Annotated in this window: 12 protein-coding genes; 3 read left to right on the top strand and 9 right to left on the bottom strand. The window is 62.1% G+C overall.

Features of this window, described 5'->3' with window-relative positions; translation table 11 throughout:
- Positions 1-8 precede the first annotated feature (8 nt).
- From ACSBQV_RS08765 to cecR, 4 genes are read right to left on the bottom strand one after another with little or no spacing between them, the layout of a single operon-like run.
- Complete coding sequence (locus tag ACSBQV_RS08765) at positions 9-1,163, bottom strand: ABC transporter permease (protein ID WP_047025670.1); 1,155 nt, start codon at positions 1,161-1,163, stop codon at positions 9-11.
- Positions 1,160-2,896, bottom strand: a complete 1,737-nt coding sequence (locus ACSBQV_RS08760; protein ID WP_099785322.1) for an ATP-binding cassette domain-containing protein — start codon at positions 2,894-2,896, stop codon at positions 1,160-1,162. Before ACSBQV_RS08760 ends, ACSBQV_RS08765 begins: the two co-directional genes overlap by 4 nt.
- An 8-nt stretch (positions 2,897-2,904) precedes the next feature.
- Positions 2,905-3,891, bottom strand: coding sequence for a secretion protein HlyD (gene hlyD, locus ACSBQV_RS08755; protein WP_033652365.1), 987 nt, complete (start codon positions 3,889-3,891; stop codon positions 2,905-2,907).
- A gap of 18 nt (positions 3,892-3,909) precedes the next feature.
- Positions 3,910-4,608: a transcriptional regulator CecR gene (gene cecR / locus ACSBQV_RS08750; protein WP_033642245.1), complete on the bottom strand. Its 699-nt coding sequence runs from the start codon at positions 4,606-4,608 to the stop codon at positions 3,910-3,912.
- A gap of 297 nt (positions 4,609-4,905) precedes the next feature.
- Between cecR and rhlE the strand changes: the two genes are divergently transcribed.
- The 3 genes from rhlE (at position 4,906) to dusC (ending at position 8,375) form a co-directional block, all read left to right on the top strand.
- Positions 4,906-6,285, top strand: coding sequence for an ATP-dependent RNA helicase RhlE (rhlE, locus tag ACSBQV_RS08745; protein ID WP_099785318.1), 1,380 nt, complete (start codon positions 4,906-4,908; stop codon positions 6,283-6,285).
- Between the two features lie 113 nt (positions 6,286-6,398).
- Entirely contained in the window at positions 6,399-7,358 is a 960-nt protein-coding gene (locus ACSBQV_RS08740) for a D-2-hydroxyacid dehydrogenase family protein (RefSeq protein WP_099785316.1), read from the top strand.
- An 84-nt stretch (positions 7,359-7,442) separates the two neighbouring features.
- Positions 7,443-8,375 (top strand): tRNA dihydrouridine(16) synthase DusC, encoded by a 933-nt coding sequence (gene dusC, locus ACSBQV_RS08735; protein ID WP_033652368.1) that lies wholly within the window; start codon positions 7,443-7,445, stop codon positions 8,373-8,375.
- Between the two features lie 41 nt (positions 8,376-8,416).
- Here dusC and ACSBQV_RS08730 read toward each other — a convergent pair whose 3' ends face one another.
- The 5 genes from ACSBQV_RS08730 to uhpC all read right to left on the bottom strand — a co-directional run bounded on the left by ACSBQV_RS08730 (position 8,417) and on the right by uhpC (position 14,490).
- On the bottom strand, positions 8,417-8,683 hold the full coding sequence (locus ACSBQV_RS08730; protein ID WP_033642249.1) for a hypothetical protein: 267 nt from the start codon (positions 8,681-8,683) through the stop codon (positions 8,417-8,419).
- A 246-nt stretch (positions 8,684-8,929) separates the two neighbouring features.
- On the bottom strand, positions 8,930-9,976 hold the full coding sequence (fbpC, locus tag ACSBQV_RS08725; protein WP_033642250.1) for a ferric ABC transporter ATP-binding protein: 1,047 nt from the start codon (positions 9,974-9,976) through the stop codon (positions 8,930-8,932).
- 11 nt (positions 9,977-9,987) lie between these two features.
- Positions 9,988-12,066 carry an ABC transporter permease gene (locus ACSBQV_RS08720; protein ID WP_033642251.1) on the bottom strand — a complete coding sequence of 693 codons (2,079 nt, stop codon included), beginning with the start codon at positions 12,064-12,066 and terminating at the stop codon, positions 9,988-9,990.
- A 67-nt stretch (positions 12,067-12,133) separates the two neighbouring features.
- Positions 12,134-13,165 carry an ABC transporter substrate-binding protein gene (locus tag ACSBQV_RS08715; protein ID WP_099785314.1) on the bottom strand — a complete coding sequence of 344 codons (1,032 nt, stop codon included), beginning with the start codon at positions 13,163-13,165 and terminating at the stop codon, positions 12,134-12,136.
- Positions 13,162-14,490 (bottom strand): MFS transporter family glucose-6-phosphate receptor UhpC, encoded by a 1,329-nt coding sequence (gene uhpC / locus ACSBQV_RS08710; protein ID WP_226772964.1) that lies wholly within the window; start codon positions 14,488-14,490, stop codon positions 13,162-13,164. Before uhpC ends, ACSBQV_RS08715 begins: the two co-directional genes overlap by 4 nt.
- Positions 14,491-14,528: the final 38 nt, after the last annotated feature.

Below are 14,528 nucleotides of genomic sequence, written 5' to 3'. Positions count from 1 at the left end.
CTTTCTCCTCAATCCAGCCGGCGCTGGGTTTTCCAGGCCGTCAGGCCGATGAACACCACGGCGGAAGCGATCAGGAACAACAGATTGATTAGCAGCACGGTGCCGACGTTGCCCGCCAGGAACAGCGTTTGCAGCGTGCTGACGAAGTAGCGCGCCGGAATGATGTAGGTCACCGCGCGTACGATGGCCGGCATGCTGTCGATCTGGAAGATGAAGCCGGACAGCATGATCGACGGCAGGAAGGCGGCGTTCAGCGCCACCATCGCCGCGTTGAACTGGTTGCGGGTGAGGGTGGAGATCAGCAGGCCCATGCCGAGGGTGCTGGCGAGGAACAGGCTGCTGATCAGCAGCAGGATCGGCAGCGAACCGCGATAGGGCACGCCGAGCACCCAGACCGCCACCGCCATGCACAGCGCCATGGCGATCATGCCGAGGAAATAATACGGGATCAGCTTGGAGAGCAGCAGCTCGCTGCGCGTCACCTGGGTGGAGAGCAGGGCTTCCATGGTGCCGCGCTCCCATTCGCGGGCGATCACCAGCGAGGTGAGAATGGCGCCGATCACCGTCATGATGATGGTGATGGCGCCGGGAATGATGTAGTGCCGGCTGATGGCCGCCGGGTTGAACCAGTAGCGCATCTGCACGTCAATCAGCGGCTTGTCGTTGCTCCCCCGATCGGCGGCGCGCTGCTGCTGCCAAACTTGCCATACGCCCTGGGCATAGCCCTGCACGAAGTTGGCGGTGTTCGGCTCGCTGCCGTCGGTGATCACCTGGATGGGGGCACTGTCGTGCGGGCGCGCCATGCGCTGGTCGAAATCCACCGGGATCACCACCAGGCCGCGGATCGTGCCGGCCTGCATCTGCTGGATCAGCTGCTGGCGGTTGTCGCTGATGGTCGGTTCGATATAGGGCGAACCGGCGAACGCCTGGGCCAGATCGCGCGCGTCTTCGCTCTGTTGCTCCATCAGAATGCCCAGATGCAGCTTGCTGGAGTCCAGGTTGATGCCGTAGCCGAAGATAAACAGCAGCATCAGCGGGATAACGAAGGCGATCAGGCCGCTGCTGGGATCGCGCAGTATTTGCCGCGTCTCCTTCAGGCACAGCGCGCGCAGTCGGCGCCAGGAGAAGCCGCCGTCGTCGATTGGGGCTCGGTTGTCGCTCACCGCGGTTCCTCCTCGTCGTAGCCCTGCACCAGTTCGATAAACGCCTGTTCCATCGAGGGGTTGGGGTTGTCGTCGCGCGCTACCTGTTGTTTGAGATCGTCCGGCGTGCCGGCGGCGATGATCTTGCCGCGATACACCAGGCCGATGCGGTCGCAGTATTCCGCCTCGTCCATAAAGTGGGTGGTCACCATCACCGTGACGCCCTTGTCGACCATGCCGTTGATGTGCAGCCAGAACTCGCGCCGCGTCAGCGGATCGACACCGGAGGTCGGTTCGTCGAGGAACAGAATATCCGGTTCGTGCATCAGCGCGCAGGCCAGCGCCAGGCGTTGCTTGAAGCCGAGCGGCAGGGCATCCGGCGTCTGATCGAGGATCGGCGCGAAGTTGAAGGCGCGGGACATCTCGTCGATTTTGTCGCGCTGCGCCTTGCCGCTCAGGCCGTAGACCCCGGAGAAGAACTTTAGGTTCTGCGCCACCGTCAGGTTGCCGTACAGCGAGAATTTTTGCGCCATGTAGCCGAGGCGTTGGCGCGCCTTGCCGGAACTGGTCTTCAGATCCATCCCCAGCACCAGCGCCTTGCCGCCGGACGGCACCAGCAGGCCGCACATCATTTTGAAGGTGGTGGACTTGCCGGCGCCGTTCGGGCCGAGCAGGCCGAAGATTTCGCCGCGCCGTACCTGAAAATCGACGTGATCGGTGGCGGCGAAATCGCCGAATTTCTTGGTCAGCTGCACCGCTTCGATCACCGTTTCACCGCTTTCTCCGTCAACGGTCGGCATGATCTCCGCCAGCGCCGAGCGATGGTTGGGGCCGCCGCCGAGCAGATCGATAAACGCATCCTCGAAGCGCGGATCCGCTTCGTCCAGTTCGGCGTCCGGCAGATCCAGCGCCTGCAGCAGCTGCCGGTGATCTTCGCCTTCTTTCAGGATCAGGCGCAGGTACTTGCCCTGGATCACGCCGTCGGTGACCGCCGGCAGGCAGATCGCCCGCTGCAGCAACGATCGATGGCTGCCGGGCGGCGCGGCGATCAACACCGTGCGTCCGGCCATGCGCTGGGTCAGATCCTGCGGCGCGCCGCTGAACAGCAACTCGCCCTCGTTGAGCAGCAGCACTTCGCGACACTGCTCGGCCTCGTCGAGATAAGAGGTGCTCCACAGGATCAACATGCCGTCATTGGCCAGCTCGTGCACCATGCGCCACAGCTCGCGGCGCGAGATCGGATCGACGCCGACGCCCGGTTCGTCCAGCAGCAGCACCTGGGGTTCGCCCACCAGCGTGCAGGCCAGTCCCAGTTTTTGCTTCATGCCGCCGGACAGCTTGCCCGCCAGACGCTCGGTGAAGCGGGTCAGATCGGTGAATTTCAGCAGCCGTTCGAAGGTCTGGCGGCGAAGATCGCCGGTGACGCCGCGCAGATCGGCGTACAGCGTCAGGTTCTCCATCACCGTCAGATCCTCATACAGCCCGAACTTCTGCGGCATGTAGCCGAGGATGGCATGCAGTTGGCGATCCTGGCCGATCGGATCCAGCCCGGCGACCCGCAGTTTGCCGCTGCTTGGCTTCAGCAGCCCGGCCAGCATGCGCAGCAGGGTGGTTTTGCCGGCGCCGTCCGGGCCGACCAGCCCGATGACCGCGCCGCTGCGCAGGGTGGTGGTCAGGCTGGCGACCGCCGGTTTCTCAAGCGACGGGAAGCGCTTTTCCAGCCCTTCCAACTCGATGGTGTGCGCCTGTTCCATGGCCGGCCTCAGGGTTTGGCGAAGCGCAGGGTGACCGGCATGCCCTGACGCAGCGCATCGTCGGCGTCGGTGACGATCACCCGCAGGCGATACACCAGATCGGTGCGCAGATCCGGCGTTTCAACGCTTTTCGGCGTGAATTCCGCGGTCGGCGAGACGAAACCGATCTTGCCGTGGTAAGGCTTGCCGGGGCGGCCGTCGGTGTAGATCTCCAGCTCGGTGCCGGGCACCGCCTGGTTCAGGCTGGTTTCGTTGACGTAGGCGCGCACCCACACCGGCCGGGTCAACGACAGGGTGAACACCGTGCCGCCGGCGCCGAGCATGGTGCCCGGCTCTACCGCACGGGTCAGCACCGTGCCGGCGGAAGGGGAGAGCAGCGTGGCGTCTTGCAGGTTCAATTGCGCCTGCGCCAACGCCGCTTCGCTTTGCGCCACCTCGGCCTTGGCCTGTTCAATTTCTTGCGGGCGGTTGCCGCTGCGGTATTGCGACAGTTTGTCTTTCGCCGCTTGCAGGTTGGCCTGCGCCTGGTTGCGGGCGGTGCGCGCATCCTCCAGCGCGTCGGCGGAGGTGGCGTTTTTCGCCCACAGCCCTTGCTGGCGCTTCAGGAAACTGTCGGCGTAGGCGAAAGCGGACTGGCGCTGCGCCATTTCTGACTGCACCTGGGCTATCTCTTCGCTGCGATAGCCGGCCTGCAGCAGCGACAGTTTGGCGCGCGCGCTGCCGACGTTGGCTTCGGCCTGTTGCAGCGCGTTGCGGTAGGGAGCATCGTCCAGTTTGCCGAGCAGCTGGCCCGGCTGAACGGTATCGCCTTCATCCACCGTCAGCGACGCCAGGCGGCCGTCGACGCGAAAGCCGAGGTTGACCGTGCGGATATCGACGTTGCCGTACAGCGTCAGCGGCCGCTCCTGCTGCTGTTGGTAATGCCATACCCCGTAAGCGACGGCCGCGATCAGCAGAATCAACAACACGATCAAGGCACTGCGTTTTTTGTTCATAACACTCCCTGCCTGAATTTACGCGCCGTGACGTTGGCGCAGCCCAATAACTAAAATCTCGATATGCTCGCTCAGCACCGCCGCGATTTGCGCCGCTTCGCCCTCACCAATCTCTTGCCAGCCGGCCTGACGGCGGATGGTCTCCCGCGCTACGCGGAACGACAGCACCTCGCCGATCAGCGCATGGGTATGCAACACGAGGCGGGCAGCGCGTTCGTCGATGCCGGTGGCGGCCGACAGCAGGCGGCACAGCCGTTCGTGCATCGGCGCGATCACCTGGCGGTGGATCAGCGGGTAGGCGTCGGTTGGGGCGAGCTGTTCGCGCGACATGATTTTGCTCAGATTCAGCGTGTGCGGCTGGGTCATCAGCTCGCTGAAGGCCAGCAGGCCACGCTGCAGCAAACGCAGCGCCGCGTCGGGCGATCGCTGTGCGGCAGGCTGCTGCCCAAAGCGATCGACCTCTTCGGCCAGCGGGGCGAACGCCTGCTGGATGAAATCGGCGAGCGACTGCGCCACGGCCAGATACAGCCCCTCTTTGGAGCTGAAGTAGTAGGTGATGGCGGCGATATTCTGGCCGGCGCGCTGGGCGATATCGCGGGTGGTGGCGCCCTGCAGGCCATATTCACCGAACAGGTCGGTCGCCGCGGCGAGCAGTTGCCGGCGCGTTTGCTCGCCGCGCGCCCGGCCGGCGGCCTGATGAGGGACGGAAGCTGGCATAGGTCACGCTCAAAGTTAATCAATCATATGATTAACTTTATGCCAGATTGTTTAAAACGCAACCGCTAACCACAATGAGTTATGTGACCGACTTCAGATAATGCTGAATTTACGGCAGATTGTGCTCTCTGCACGTAAAAGTGCTTTTTATTGCGCGACTTCTGTTACAATCGCCGCCTGGTGCACTGCAGTTTGTGCCAATCCCTCGTGGTCATGCTTAATGCCCCGTCTGATCATCCTCCCAGGAAACTGCACCGAACACTGTTAGGTTAGGGGGGATCTGGAGTTTTTCTCTTTATGTCATTTGAAACCCTCGGCTTAAGTGCTGAAATTGTGCGCGCTGTTGAAGAACAGGGCTATCGCGAACCGACGCCAATTCAGCGTCAGGCTATCCCTGTCGTGCTGGAAGGTCGTGACCTGATGGCCAGCGCCCAGACCGGCACCGGTAAAACCGCCGGTTTTACCCTGCCGCTGTTGCAGCTGCTGAGCAAGCATGACCATCCGGTCAAAGGCCGTCGCCCGGTGCGCGCGCTGATCCTGACGCCAACCCGTGAGCTGGCGGCGCAGATCGGCGAAAACGTCGATGCCTACAGCAAACACCTGCGCCTGCGTTCGCTGGTGGTGTTTGGCGGCGTGAGCATCAACCCGCAGATGATGAAGCTGCGCGGCGGCGTCGATATCCTGGTGGCGACGCCGGGCCGTCTGCTGGATCTGGAACATCAGAACGCGGTTGACCTGTCCAAAATCGAAATTCTGGTGCTGGACGAAGCGGACCGCATGTTGGACATGGGCTTTATCCACGACATCCGCCGCGTGCTGGCCAAGCTGCCGGCCAAGCGCCAGAACCTGCTGTTCTCCGCCACCTTCTCCGACGACATCAAGGCGCTGGCCAACAAACTGCTGCATAACCCGGCCTCGGTGGAAGTGGCTCGCCGCAATACCGCGTCCGAGCAGATCGAGCAGAGCGTGCACTTCGTCGACAAGAAGCGTAAGCGGGAACTGCTGTCGCAGATGATCGGCGAAGGCGACTGGAAACAGGTGCTGGTCTTTACCCGCACCAAGCACGGCGCCAACCACCTGGCGGAACAGCTGAACAAAGACGGCATCACCGCTGCGGCGATCCACGGCAACAAGAGCCAGGGCGCCCGTACCCGTGCGCTGGCCGATTTTAAAGACGGCCGCATCCGCGTGCTGGTGGCGACCGACATTGCGGCGCGCGGTCTGGATATCGACCAGTTGCCGCACGTGGTGAACTACGAGCTGCCTAACGTGCCGGAAGACTACGTGCACCGCATCGGCCGCACCGGCCGCGCGGAGCGTACCGGCGAAGCCATCTCGCTGGTGTGCGTGGATGAACACAAGCTGCTGCGTGACATTGAGCGTCTGCTGAAGCGTGAAATTCCGCGCATTGCGCTGCCGGGCTACGAGCCGGATCCGACCATCAAGGCCGAGCCGATCATCAACGGCCGCCAGGGCGGCGGACGCGGCGCGCCGCGCGGCAACGGCGGTGGCCAGCGTTCCGGTAACGGCGGCGGTCAGCGCAGCGGTAACGCCAACGGCAGCCAGCGTGAAAACCGTGGCAACGGTAACGGCAACGCTCGCCCGCAGGGTGACGGCCAGCGCCGTTCCGGCGCGCCGGCCTCGCGTCGCCCGCGCAACCGCAAACCGGCCGAATAAGCCCGATTGCGCAAAAGCAAGCCGCCTGTATGGGCGGCTTTTTTTTTGCCTGGCGGAACGGCATTTTCGTACTAGGCTGGACGGTGGCTATCCCTACATTCCAGGAGACGGAGATGAAATTGAAGTGCGCAATTCTTGATGATTACCAGCAGGTGGCGCTCAACATGGCGGATTGGTCAGCGCTGGCCGATCGGATGGAGGTGTCCGCCATCAGCGCGCACTTTGCCGATGAGGCGGAGCTGGCGGTGCATCTGCAGGAATGCGACATTCTGGTCATCATGCGCGAGCGCACGCCGATAACCGCCTCGCTGCTGGCGCGGTTGCCGCAGCTGAAGCTGCTGATCACCTCCGGCATGCGCAATGCCGCTATCGATTTGGCCGCCGCCGCCGAGCGCGGCGTGGTGGTGTGCGGCACCCGCAGCGGGTCGGCGGCGCCGATGGAGTTGACCTGGGCGCTGCTGCTCGGGCTGGCCAAGCATATCGTGCCGGAAAGCGCCGGGCTGCGGAACAACGGCCCGTGGCAGCTGGGCTTGGGCGTCACGCTGCAGGGGAAGACGCTGGGGCTGCTGGGGCTGGGCAAGATCGGCGGCCAAATGGCCAGGGTGGCACAGGCGTTCGGCATGCGGGTGCTGGCCTGGAGCCAGAACCTGACGGCGGAACGGGCAGCGCAGGAGGGCGCCCTGCTGGCGCCGTCCAAACGGGCGCTGTTCGAGCAGAGCGATTTTGTCTCCATTCACCTGGTGCTGAGCGATCGCAGCCGCGGGCTGGTAGGGCGGGACGAATTGACGGCGATGAAACCCACCGCTTACCTGATCAACACCTCGCGCGCGGGGATCGTCGATCGGGCGGCGCTGGTGGACGTGCTGCAACAGCGGAAGATTGCCGGCGCCGGGCTGGACGTGTTCGAGACGGAGCCGCTGCCGGCCGACGATGTGTTTCGTCAACTGCCCAACGTGCTGGCGACGCCGCATGTGGGTTACGTGGCGGACGATAACTACCGCGCCTACTTCACCGAGGCGGTCGAGGACATTGCGGCGTTTCTCGCCGGTCAACCGATCCGTCGGCTGGGCTGATGGCGTTTTTAATGCCCGCAGAGGCTTGTCTGGCGCGGGCATTCACCCGTATCATTGCGGGTCTTTTTTTAGCTGGGATTGGTCATGCGCGTATTATTGGCTCCGATGGAGGGCGTTCTCGACTCTTTGGTGCGTGAATTACTCACCGAAGTGAACGACTACGATCTGTGCATCACCGAATTTTTGCGCGTGGTCGATCAGCTGCTGCCGGCCAAGTCGTTCTACCGGCTGTGCCCGGAGCTGCGTCACGCTAGCCGCACGCCGTCGGGCACGCTGGTGCGGGTACAGCTGCTGGGGCAGTACCCGCAGTGGCTGGCGGAGAACGCCGCGCGCGCGGTGGAATTGGGCTCTTACGGCGTCGATCTCAACTGCGGCTGCCCGTCCAAGCTGGTGAACGGCAGCGGCGGCGGGGCGACGCTGCTCAAAGATCCGGAATTGATCTACCAGGGCGCCAAAGCGATGCGCGCGGCGGTGCCGGCCCATCTGCCGGTCACGGTGAAGGTGCGCTTGGGCTGGGACTCTTCCAATCGCAGCTTTGAAATCGCCGATGCGGTGCAGCAGGCGGGCGCCAGCGAACTGACGGTGCACGGCCGCACCAAAGAGGACGGCTATAAGGCGGATCGCATCAACTGGGCGGCGATCGGCGAGATCCGTCAGCGGCTGAGCATCCCGGTTGTCGCCAACGGCGAGATCTGGGATTACCAGAGCGCGCAGGATTGCCTGCAGACGACCGGCTGCGACGCCATCATGCTGGGGCGCGGCGCGCTCAACGTGCCGAACCTGAGCCGGGTGGTGAAATATAACGAACCGCGCATGCCCTGGCCGCAGGTGGTTGAGCTGCTGCAAAAATACGTCCATCTGGAAAAGCAGGGCGACACCGGCCTGTATCACGTGGCGCGCATTAAACAGTGGCTGGGTTATTTGCGTAAAGAATATGATGAAGCAACTGAACTGTTCAGCGAAATACGCGCGCTGACGACGTCCGGGGATATTGCGCGCGTCATCTGCCGCAGCTGAAAATAAACCCGCGCGTGGCGGGTTTATTTAAATCGGTATTATCAGGCGGCTTTATCAAGACGGTTTAATTCTATCTCGATATCCTGAATGGTTTTTTCCAGCCCTTCCAGACAGGCGCCCTGTTTATTCAATAGGTCGTTAATGGCTTCGGCGAATGCCTTATTTTTGCATTCCCCCTGATCGAAGGCCAGCCAGTGTGCGGAGAGCGTCTCGATATTCGACTGCGCGTAGTGGCGCATTTCCTTCAGCTGGGAAGCGACATTGCGTAAATTATCCAGCTGCGCCTGTGCATTTGCATTGTTGCTCATGAATTTCTCCTTGAGTTGGCCGTTAAATAATTTCGACTGCGGGATCAAGCTTACCCTATTTAAATAAAAATATCACCCTGAGTGGTCTGGGTGGTTATTTTTGAGTGGGTGTGGCTATATTTATTGTTCGGATGAACAAGGACTTGGGTGGAATTGTAAAAATAGATAAATACGGTGTTTTTGGCGATTATTTTCGGCCATCCCGTTCGGGATGGCCGTTATTCTACCCCTTAAGCGTGAGGCCGACTATGCCGCGTCCGCCAGCATAAACATGCCGTAGGGGTGAATTTCCAGATAATACTGCTCGCCGACGTTCGGTTGCAGGCGGGTAGCGTTAACCTGCAGCAAAATCTGTTGCCCGTGCCACGCCACCGTCACCTCATACTGCGGCCCCATGTAGGCGACATGCTGGATCTCGCAGCGCTGGCTTTCATCGCCATGCTCGCTCAGCGTGATCGCTTCCGGCCGCACGCCCACCGTGCCGGCGCCCTGGGCGGCAAAATGCGCCGGGCGCGGCAGGCGATAGCCGCTGATATCGACATGATCGGCGCTGAAGCTGGCCGGGAACAGGTTGGCGTCCCCCATAAAGCTCGCCATAAAGCGCGAGGCGGGCTGCCGATAGAGATCCTGCGGCGAGCCCATCTGCATGATATGCCCCTTGTTCATTACCAGTACGGTGTCGGAGACTGCAAAAGCCTCGCTCTGATCGTGGGTGACGTACAGCGACGTGATATCAAACTGCTTTTGCAGTTCGCGGATCTTTTCGCGCATGCTGCGGCGCAGGTTGGCGTCGAGGTTGCTCAACGGCTCGTCGAACAGCAGCACTTTCGGCTTGAGGATCAGCGCGCGCGCCAGCGCCACGCGCTGCTGTTGGCCGCCGGAGATCTGATCGACATAGCGATCGTCGAACCCCGCCAAGTCCACCATCGCCAGCGCTTCCTGCACGCGCGCTTTCACTTCGGCGCGCGGAATGCCGAGCATCTTCAGGCCATAGCCGACGTTCTCCCCCAGCGACATGTGCGGGAACAGGGCATAAGACTGGAATACCATGCAGATGTCACGCTGCTGGATGGAACGATGGGTGACGTCTTCACCATCAATGAATATCTGCCCGTCGCTCGGTTTTTCCAGCCCGGCGACCAGGCGCAAAATGGTGGTCTTGCCGCAGCCGGAAGGGCCGAGCAGCGTCACCATTTGCCCCCGTGGGATGGTGAGCGTGATGTTATCGATTACCGTGTTGCTGCCGAACCGTTTGGAGACGTTACGCAGTTCAACGAAATTTTTCTGGCTCATCATGGGCTCCATTACGCCTGGTTTTTGGCTTTTGAACGGGAGATGCGTGCCTCGCCGATCAGCCAGTCAAAGAGGAAAATAATCGCCAGCATCACCACGATCAGAATTGAACCGTAGGCGATCGCCACGCCGTATTCGCCGTCTTCCACACGGTTGAGGATGTAGGCGGTGGCCACGCGGGTATCGGGGGTGACCAGGAAAACGATGGCGCTGACGGTGGTGATGGCGCGCACGAAGCTGTAGATCAGCGCCGACAGGATCGCCGGGCGCAGCAGCGGCAGCAGGATGTGCGTGATGGTGCGCAGCGAGCCGGCGCGCAGGCTGAGCGAGGCTTCGTCCAGCGATTTGTCTATCTGGCCCAGCCCGGCGATCCCGGCGCGAATGCCCACCGGCACGTTGCGCATCACCATCGAAATAATCACGATGGCGGCCGTCCCGGTGAGGTACACCGGCGCGCCGTTAAAGGCGAGAATGTAAGAGACGCCGGCCACGGTACCCGGCACCGCAAAGCACAGCATGGTGGTGAACTCGATGGTCTTTTTACCCTTGAACTGTTGGCGCACCACGATCCAGGCGATCAGCAGGCCGAACGCGGCGGTGATCGGCGCGGCGATCCCGGCGTACAGCAGCGTGTCGAGCAGCGAAGGCCACGCGCCGTCGCTCATGCCCTGGCCGAACAGTTTGATGAAGTTATCCAGCGTCAGCGTGTAATCCACTCCCCAGTTGACGGTGAAGCTGCCGTAGAAAATGCTGCCGTAAAGCAGGGCGTTAAAGGCTACCCACACCGCCAGCAGCGCGATCACGCCCCACACCAGCGTGACCGGCAGCGGCTGCACGTCGCCGCGATACGATTTGCCGGACACGGTGACGTAGGAACGTTTGCCGATCCACATATACTGGATGCAGAACACCAGCAGTGAGAACAGCAGCAGGAAGGCGCCGAGGGTGCTGGCGGCCTGATAATCGAGCTGCGAACCGGTGATGTAAAAATAGATTTGCGTCGCCAGCACGTCGAAGTTGCCGCCGAGCACCAGCGGGTTGCTGAAATCAGCCAGCGATTGCACCACCACGATCAAAAACGCGTTGGCCAGCGCCGGTTTCAGCAGCGGCACGAACACGCCGTTAAAGGTTTGCCAGCGGCTGGCGCGCAGGGTGTAGGAGGCCTCTTCCAGCGAAGGATGAATGGTCTTGATCGCGCCGTCGAGGATCATGAACGCCATCGGGGTGAACGCCAGCACCTGCGCCAGCCAGATGCCGGTAAAGCCGTACAGCCAGTTGGTGTTGGTCAAACCGAACCAGGCCACCATCCACTCGGTGACGTAGCCGGAGCGCCCCATCATCAGCGTGACCCCCAGGCCGACGACGAACGGCGGCGTGACGATGGGCAAGATGGAGAAGATGCGGCCGATAATGGCGCTGCGCTTGGCGATGCGGGTAGTGTAAATCGCCAGCACCAGGCCGAAAAAGGTGCAGCCGGCGCCCACCGCGATCGACAGGGCGATGGAGTTGAGGATCACCTGAATGATATGCGCCTGCGACAGCACGTTCATAAAGGCCAGCGGCGCGAACGCGCCCGTCTGGTCGGTGAACATCGGAATGAAAATCGCGATGCTCGGCCAGACGATGAAGACGCCGATCAGCGCCACGATGGTGACCAGCGCGCCGATAACGAAACGGTCGCCGCCCAGCCAGTCGAGGCGGGTCAGCGCCAGCGTCATGATGGCGCCCAGCGCGGTCAACTGCACCAGGGTGGCGTAGCCTAAACCGCGTCCCGCCACCGTGGCGCTGACAACGATAAAGGCCATGCACAGCAGCGCCCAGCCGGCATCGAACGCGTGGCGGCGCCGCTGCTCACGGCCCGCCGCAGCGTAAGGGCGCAGCAGCAGCAGGCTCGGCAGCAGGCACCAAAGCCAGCTGATATTGCGGTGTGACCAGCCGTAGGCCGCGAGGATCTCTTCGCCTGTGGACTCCAGCAGGCCGTAATCCAGGCTCCAGCTCGGCAGCAGGGCGAACGCCAGCCAGCCAAGCAAAACCCAAAGGGATATCGCATCTCGTTTTTTCACGAGATGGAGTGCATGTGTATGTGACATAAGTTTCCCGGATGTTCAGGCCGGGCAAGCCGTGAGGCTTACCCGGCAACAGGCGCAGAATGTGGGCTTATTTACCCATCTTGACTTCGCTGACCCATTTATTGATCAGCGCCTTGCGGACGTCGGTCGAACCGTACTTGTCCATGTCGTAGTTGATCAGCTTCAGGTCGTCGAGCTTCAGCGAGTTCGGCGAGGTATCGGCGGTGGTGTTGGTCAGGATCTGATAGGACTTGCCTTGCTTCCACGCCAGCTCCTGCGCCTCTTTCGACAGCACCCAATCCACGAACAATTTGGCGTTGTCGAGGTTGCGCGCGCCTTTGAGGATGCTGACGCCGCCGATTTCGTAGCCGGTGCCTTCACACGGCGAGATCAGCTCAAGCGGCGCGCCCTGTTCCTTTTCGAGCGAGTAATCATGCAGGAAACCGATGCCGATCGCCGTTTCGCCGCGGGCGGCGTTGCGCGCCGGGGCAATGCCGGACTTGGTGTACTGCGAGACGTTGGCGTTCAGCTGTTTGAGGTAAGCGAACGCCTGATCGTCTCCCCACAGTTGGGCAAAGGTCGCCAGCGCGGTGTAGGCGGTGCCGGAGCTTTGCGGATCGGCGATTTGAATCTCGCCTTTGTATTCCGGCTTGGTCAGGTCTTTCCAGCACTTGGGCACCGGCAGGTTTTTCTCTTTCAGGCGCTGGGTATTGACGCCAAAGCCGAGAATGCCGACGTAGACCGCCGAGGAGTAGTTGCCTTTCAGCTTGGCCGGATCGCGGAATTGCGTCATCACCTGGTCGAGATTCGGCGATTTGTACGGCTGCAGCAGCCCCATTTCACCGGCCTGGGATTGCGGATCGAGCGTACCGCCGTACCAGACGTCCGCCTGCGGGTTCTTCTTCTCGGCGTCCACTTTCGCCAGCGTACTGCCGGATCCGTTGCGGATGAACGCGGTTTTCACGTCATATTTCTCGCCGAAGGCTTTGGTTTCCGCTTCGCACATTTCATTGGTGGCGCTGCAGTAGACCACCAGGCGGCCCTTGGCGTGCGCGGCGCCGCTTAGGGTCGCCAGCGCGATGCCGGACGCTATCAGGGTAGTGAACCACGTTTTTTTCATTGTTTTATCCTTCTCTCGGTAGAGGTGGTAACGCTCGCCATCAGCAGCGGCATCAGCAATAAACCCATAAGAACAGCGGCGATCGACAGCAAACTGAACATGCCTGACCAGCCGTAGCCTTCGATGACCCGCGACAGCGGCCAGCCCGCCAGCGCCGCCCCCAGGTAGGCGAACAGGCCGAGAAAGCCGGTGATGGAGCCCGCGGCGCCTTTGTGCCCGCATTCCACGGCGGCGAGGCCAATCAGCATCTGTGGGCCGAAGACAAAAAAGCCCACCGTAAAGAAACAGCCCGCCAGCAGCGCGTAGTGATGCACCGGCGCCAGCCACAGCGCGGCGACGGAAACCATCAGCCCGAGCGTGAACAGCAGAATCATCGGCGCGCGCTGCCCGCCGAACAGCACATCCGAGCCCCAGCCGGCGAACAGCGCGCCGAGCAGGCCGCCTATCTCGAACAGCATCACCGTCGCATTGGCGCTGAGCAGGTTGACGCCGTGGCTTTCCGTCAGCCACAGGTTGCCCCAGTCGTTCAACGCAATGCGGATCAGGTAGACCAGCACGTAAGAGACGCCGAGCAACCAGATCATCGGGTTCTTCAGCATCGTGGTGCGCAACATTCGCCACAGCCCCATCGGCGGGCTTTGCTGTTCCTGGCGCAGCTCCAGCGGATCGTGGCGCCATTGGCCGACCGACGGCAGGCCTTCTTCCTGCGGCGTGCCTGTCAGCTGCCGCGTGAGCCAGATGCCCAGCACCATGCTGACGGCCCCCGGGATCAACATCGCCGCCTGCCAGCCCCAGCGCTGGGCGGCGAAGGCGCTGATCAGCGGCACAATCGCGCCGCCGAGGTTGATCGACATATTCCAGCAGCCCCACCAGAAGCCACGCTCGTTGCGCGAATACCAGTGGGTCAGCAGCCGCGCGCAGGGCGGCCAGCCCCAGCCCTGAAAGAAGCCGTTCAGCGCCCAGACCGCCAGCAGCAGCGTCAGCGATTCGCCGAAGGCGAACGCCACGTTCAGCAAACCGGTGGCGAACAGGCCGATCCCCATAAACCCGCGCTGCCCATGGCCGTCGTGCCACAACCCGGCGACGAATTTCGACAGGCCGTAGCTCAGATAAAACAGCGAGCCGAGCAGGCCGATGTCTCCTTTATCCAGCCCCAAATCCGTTTGTAGCGCCGGCAGCACGTAATTCACGCTTTTGCGCGTCAGGTAAAAGGCGGCGTACCCGATGACCATGTACAGCAGCAGCCGCGGGCGCAGCGCGCGGTAACGATGATCGATTTCAGATGCCGAGCGTGCTTGCATAGCCGCCTCCCTGGTGCTGACTATAAGAAGGTGAAAGGGAAAGGGGATGAGATAAAGTCCGG

Source organism: Serratia sp. B501 (genome assembly GCF_051172315.1).
GTDB lineage: Bacteria > Pseudomonadota > Gammaproteobacteria > Enterobacterales > Enterobacteriaceae > Serratia > Serratia ureilytica.
Note: the sequence above shows the minus strand (reverse complement) of the source record. Positions and strands in the feature narration are given on the sequence as shown.

What these genes read in the sequence shown, in the direction of transcription:
- ACSBQV_RS08715 (WP_099785314.1), bottom strand. Translation starts at nt 13,165, where the DNA reads ATGAAAAAAACGTGGTTCACTACCCTGATAGCGTCCGGCATCGCGCTG.
- fbpC (WP_033642250.1), bottom strand. Translation starts at nt 9,976, where the DNA reads ATGAGCCAGAAAAATTTCGTTGAACTGCGTAACGTCTCCAAACGGTTC.
- hlyD (WP_033652365.1), bottom strand. Translation starts at nt 3,891, where the DNA reads ATGAACAAAAAACGCAGTGCCTTGATCGTGTTGTTGATTCTGCTGATC.
- ACSBQV_RS08760 (WP_099785322.1), bottom strand. Translation starts at nt 2,896, where the DNA reads ATGGAACAGGCGCACACCATCGAGTTGGAAGGGCTGGAAAAGCGCTTC.
- rhlE (WP_099785318.1), top strand. Translation starts at nt 4,906, where the DNA reads ATGTCATTTGAAACCCTCGGCTTAAGTGCTGAAATTGTGCGCGCTGTT.
- ACSBQV_RS08740 (WP_099785316.1), top strand. Translation starts at nt 6,399, where the DNA reads ATGAAATTGAAGTGCGCAATTCTTGATGATTACCAGCAGGTGGCGCTC.
- dusC (WP_033652368.1), top strand. Translation starts at nt 7,443, where the DNA reads ATGCGCGTATTATTGGCTCCGATGGAGGGCGTTCTCGACTCTTTGGTG.
- cecR (WP_033642245.1), bottom strand. Translation starts at nt 4,608, where the DNA reads ATGCCAGCTTCCGTCCCTCATCAGGCCGCCGGCCGGGCGCGCGGCGAG.
- ACSBQV_RS08720 (WP_033642251.1), bottom strand. Translation starts at nt 12,066, where the DNA reads ATGTCACATACACATGCACTCCATCTCGTGAAAAAACGAGATGCGATA.
- ACSBQV_RS08730 (WP_033642249.1), bottom strand. Translation starts at nt 8,683, where the DNA reads ATGAGCAACAATGCAAATGCACAGGCGCAGCTGGATAATTTACGCAAT.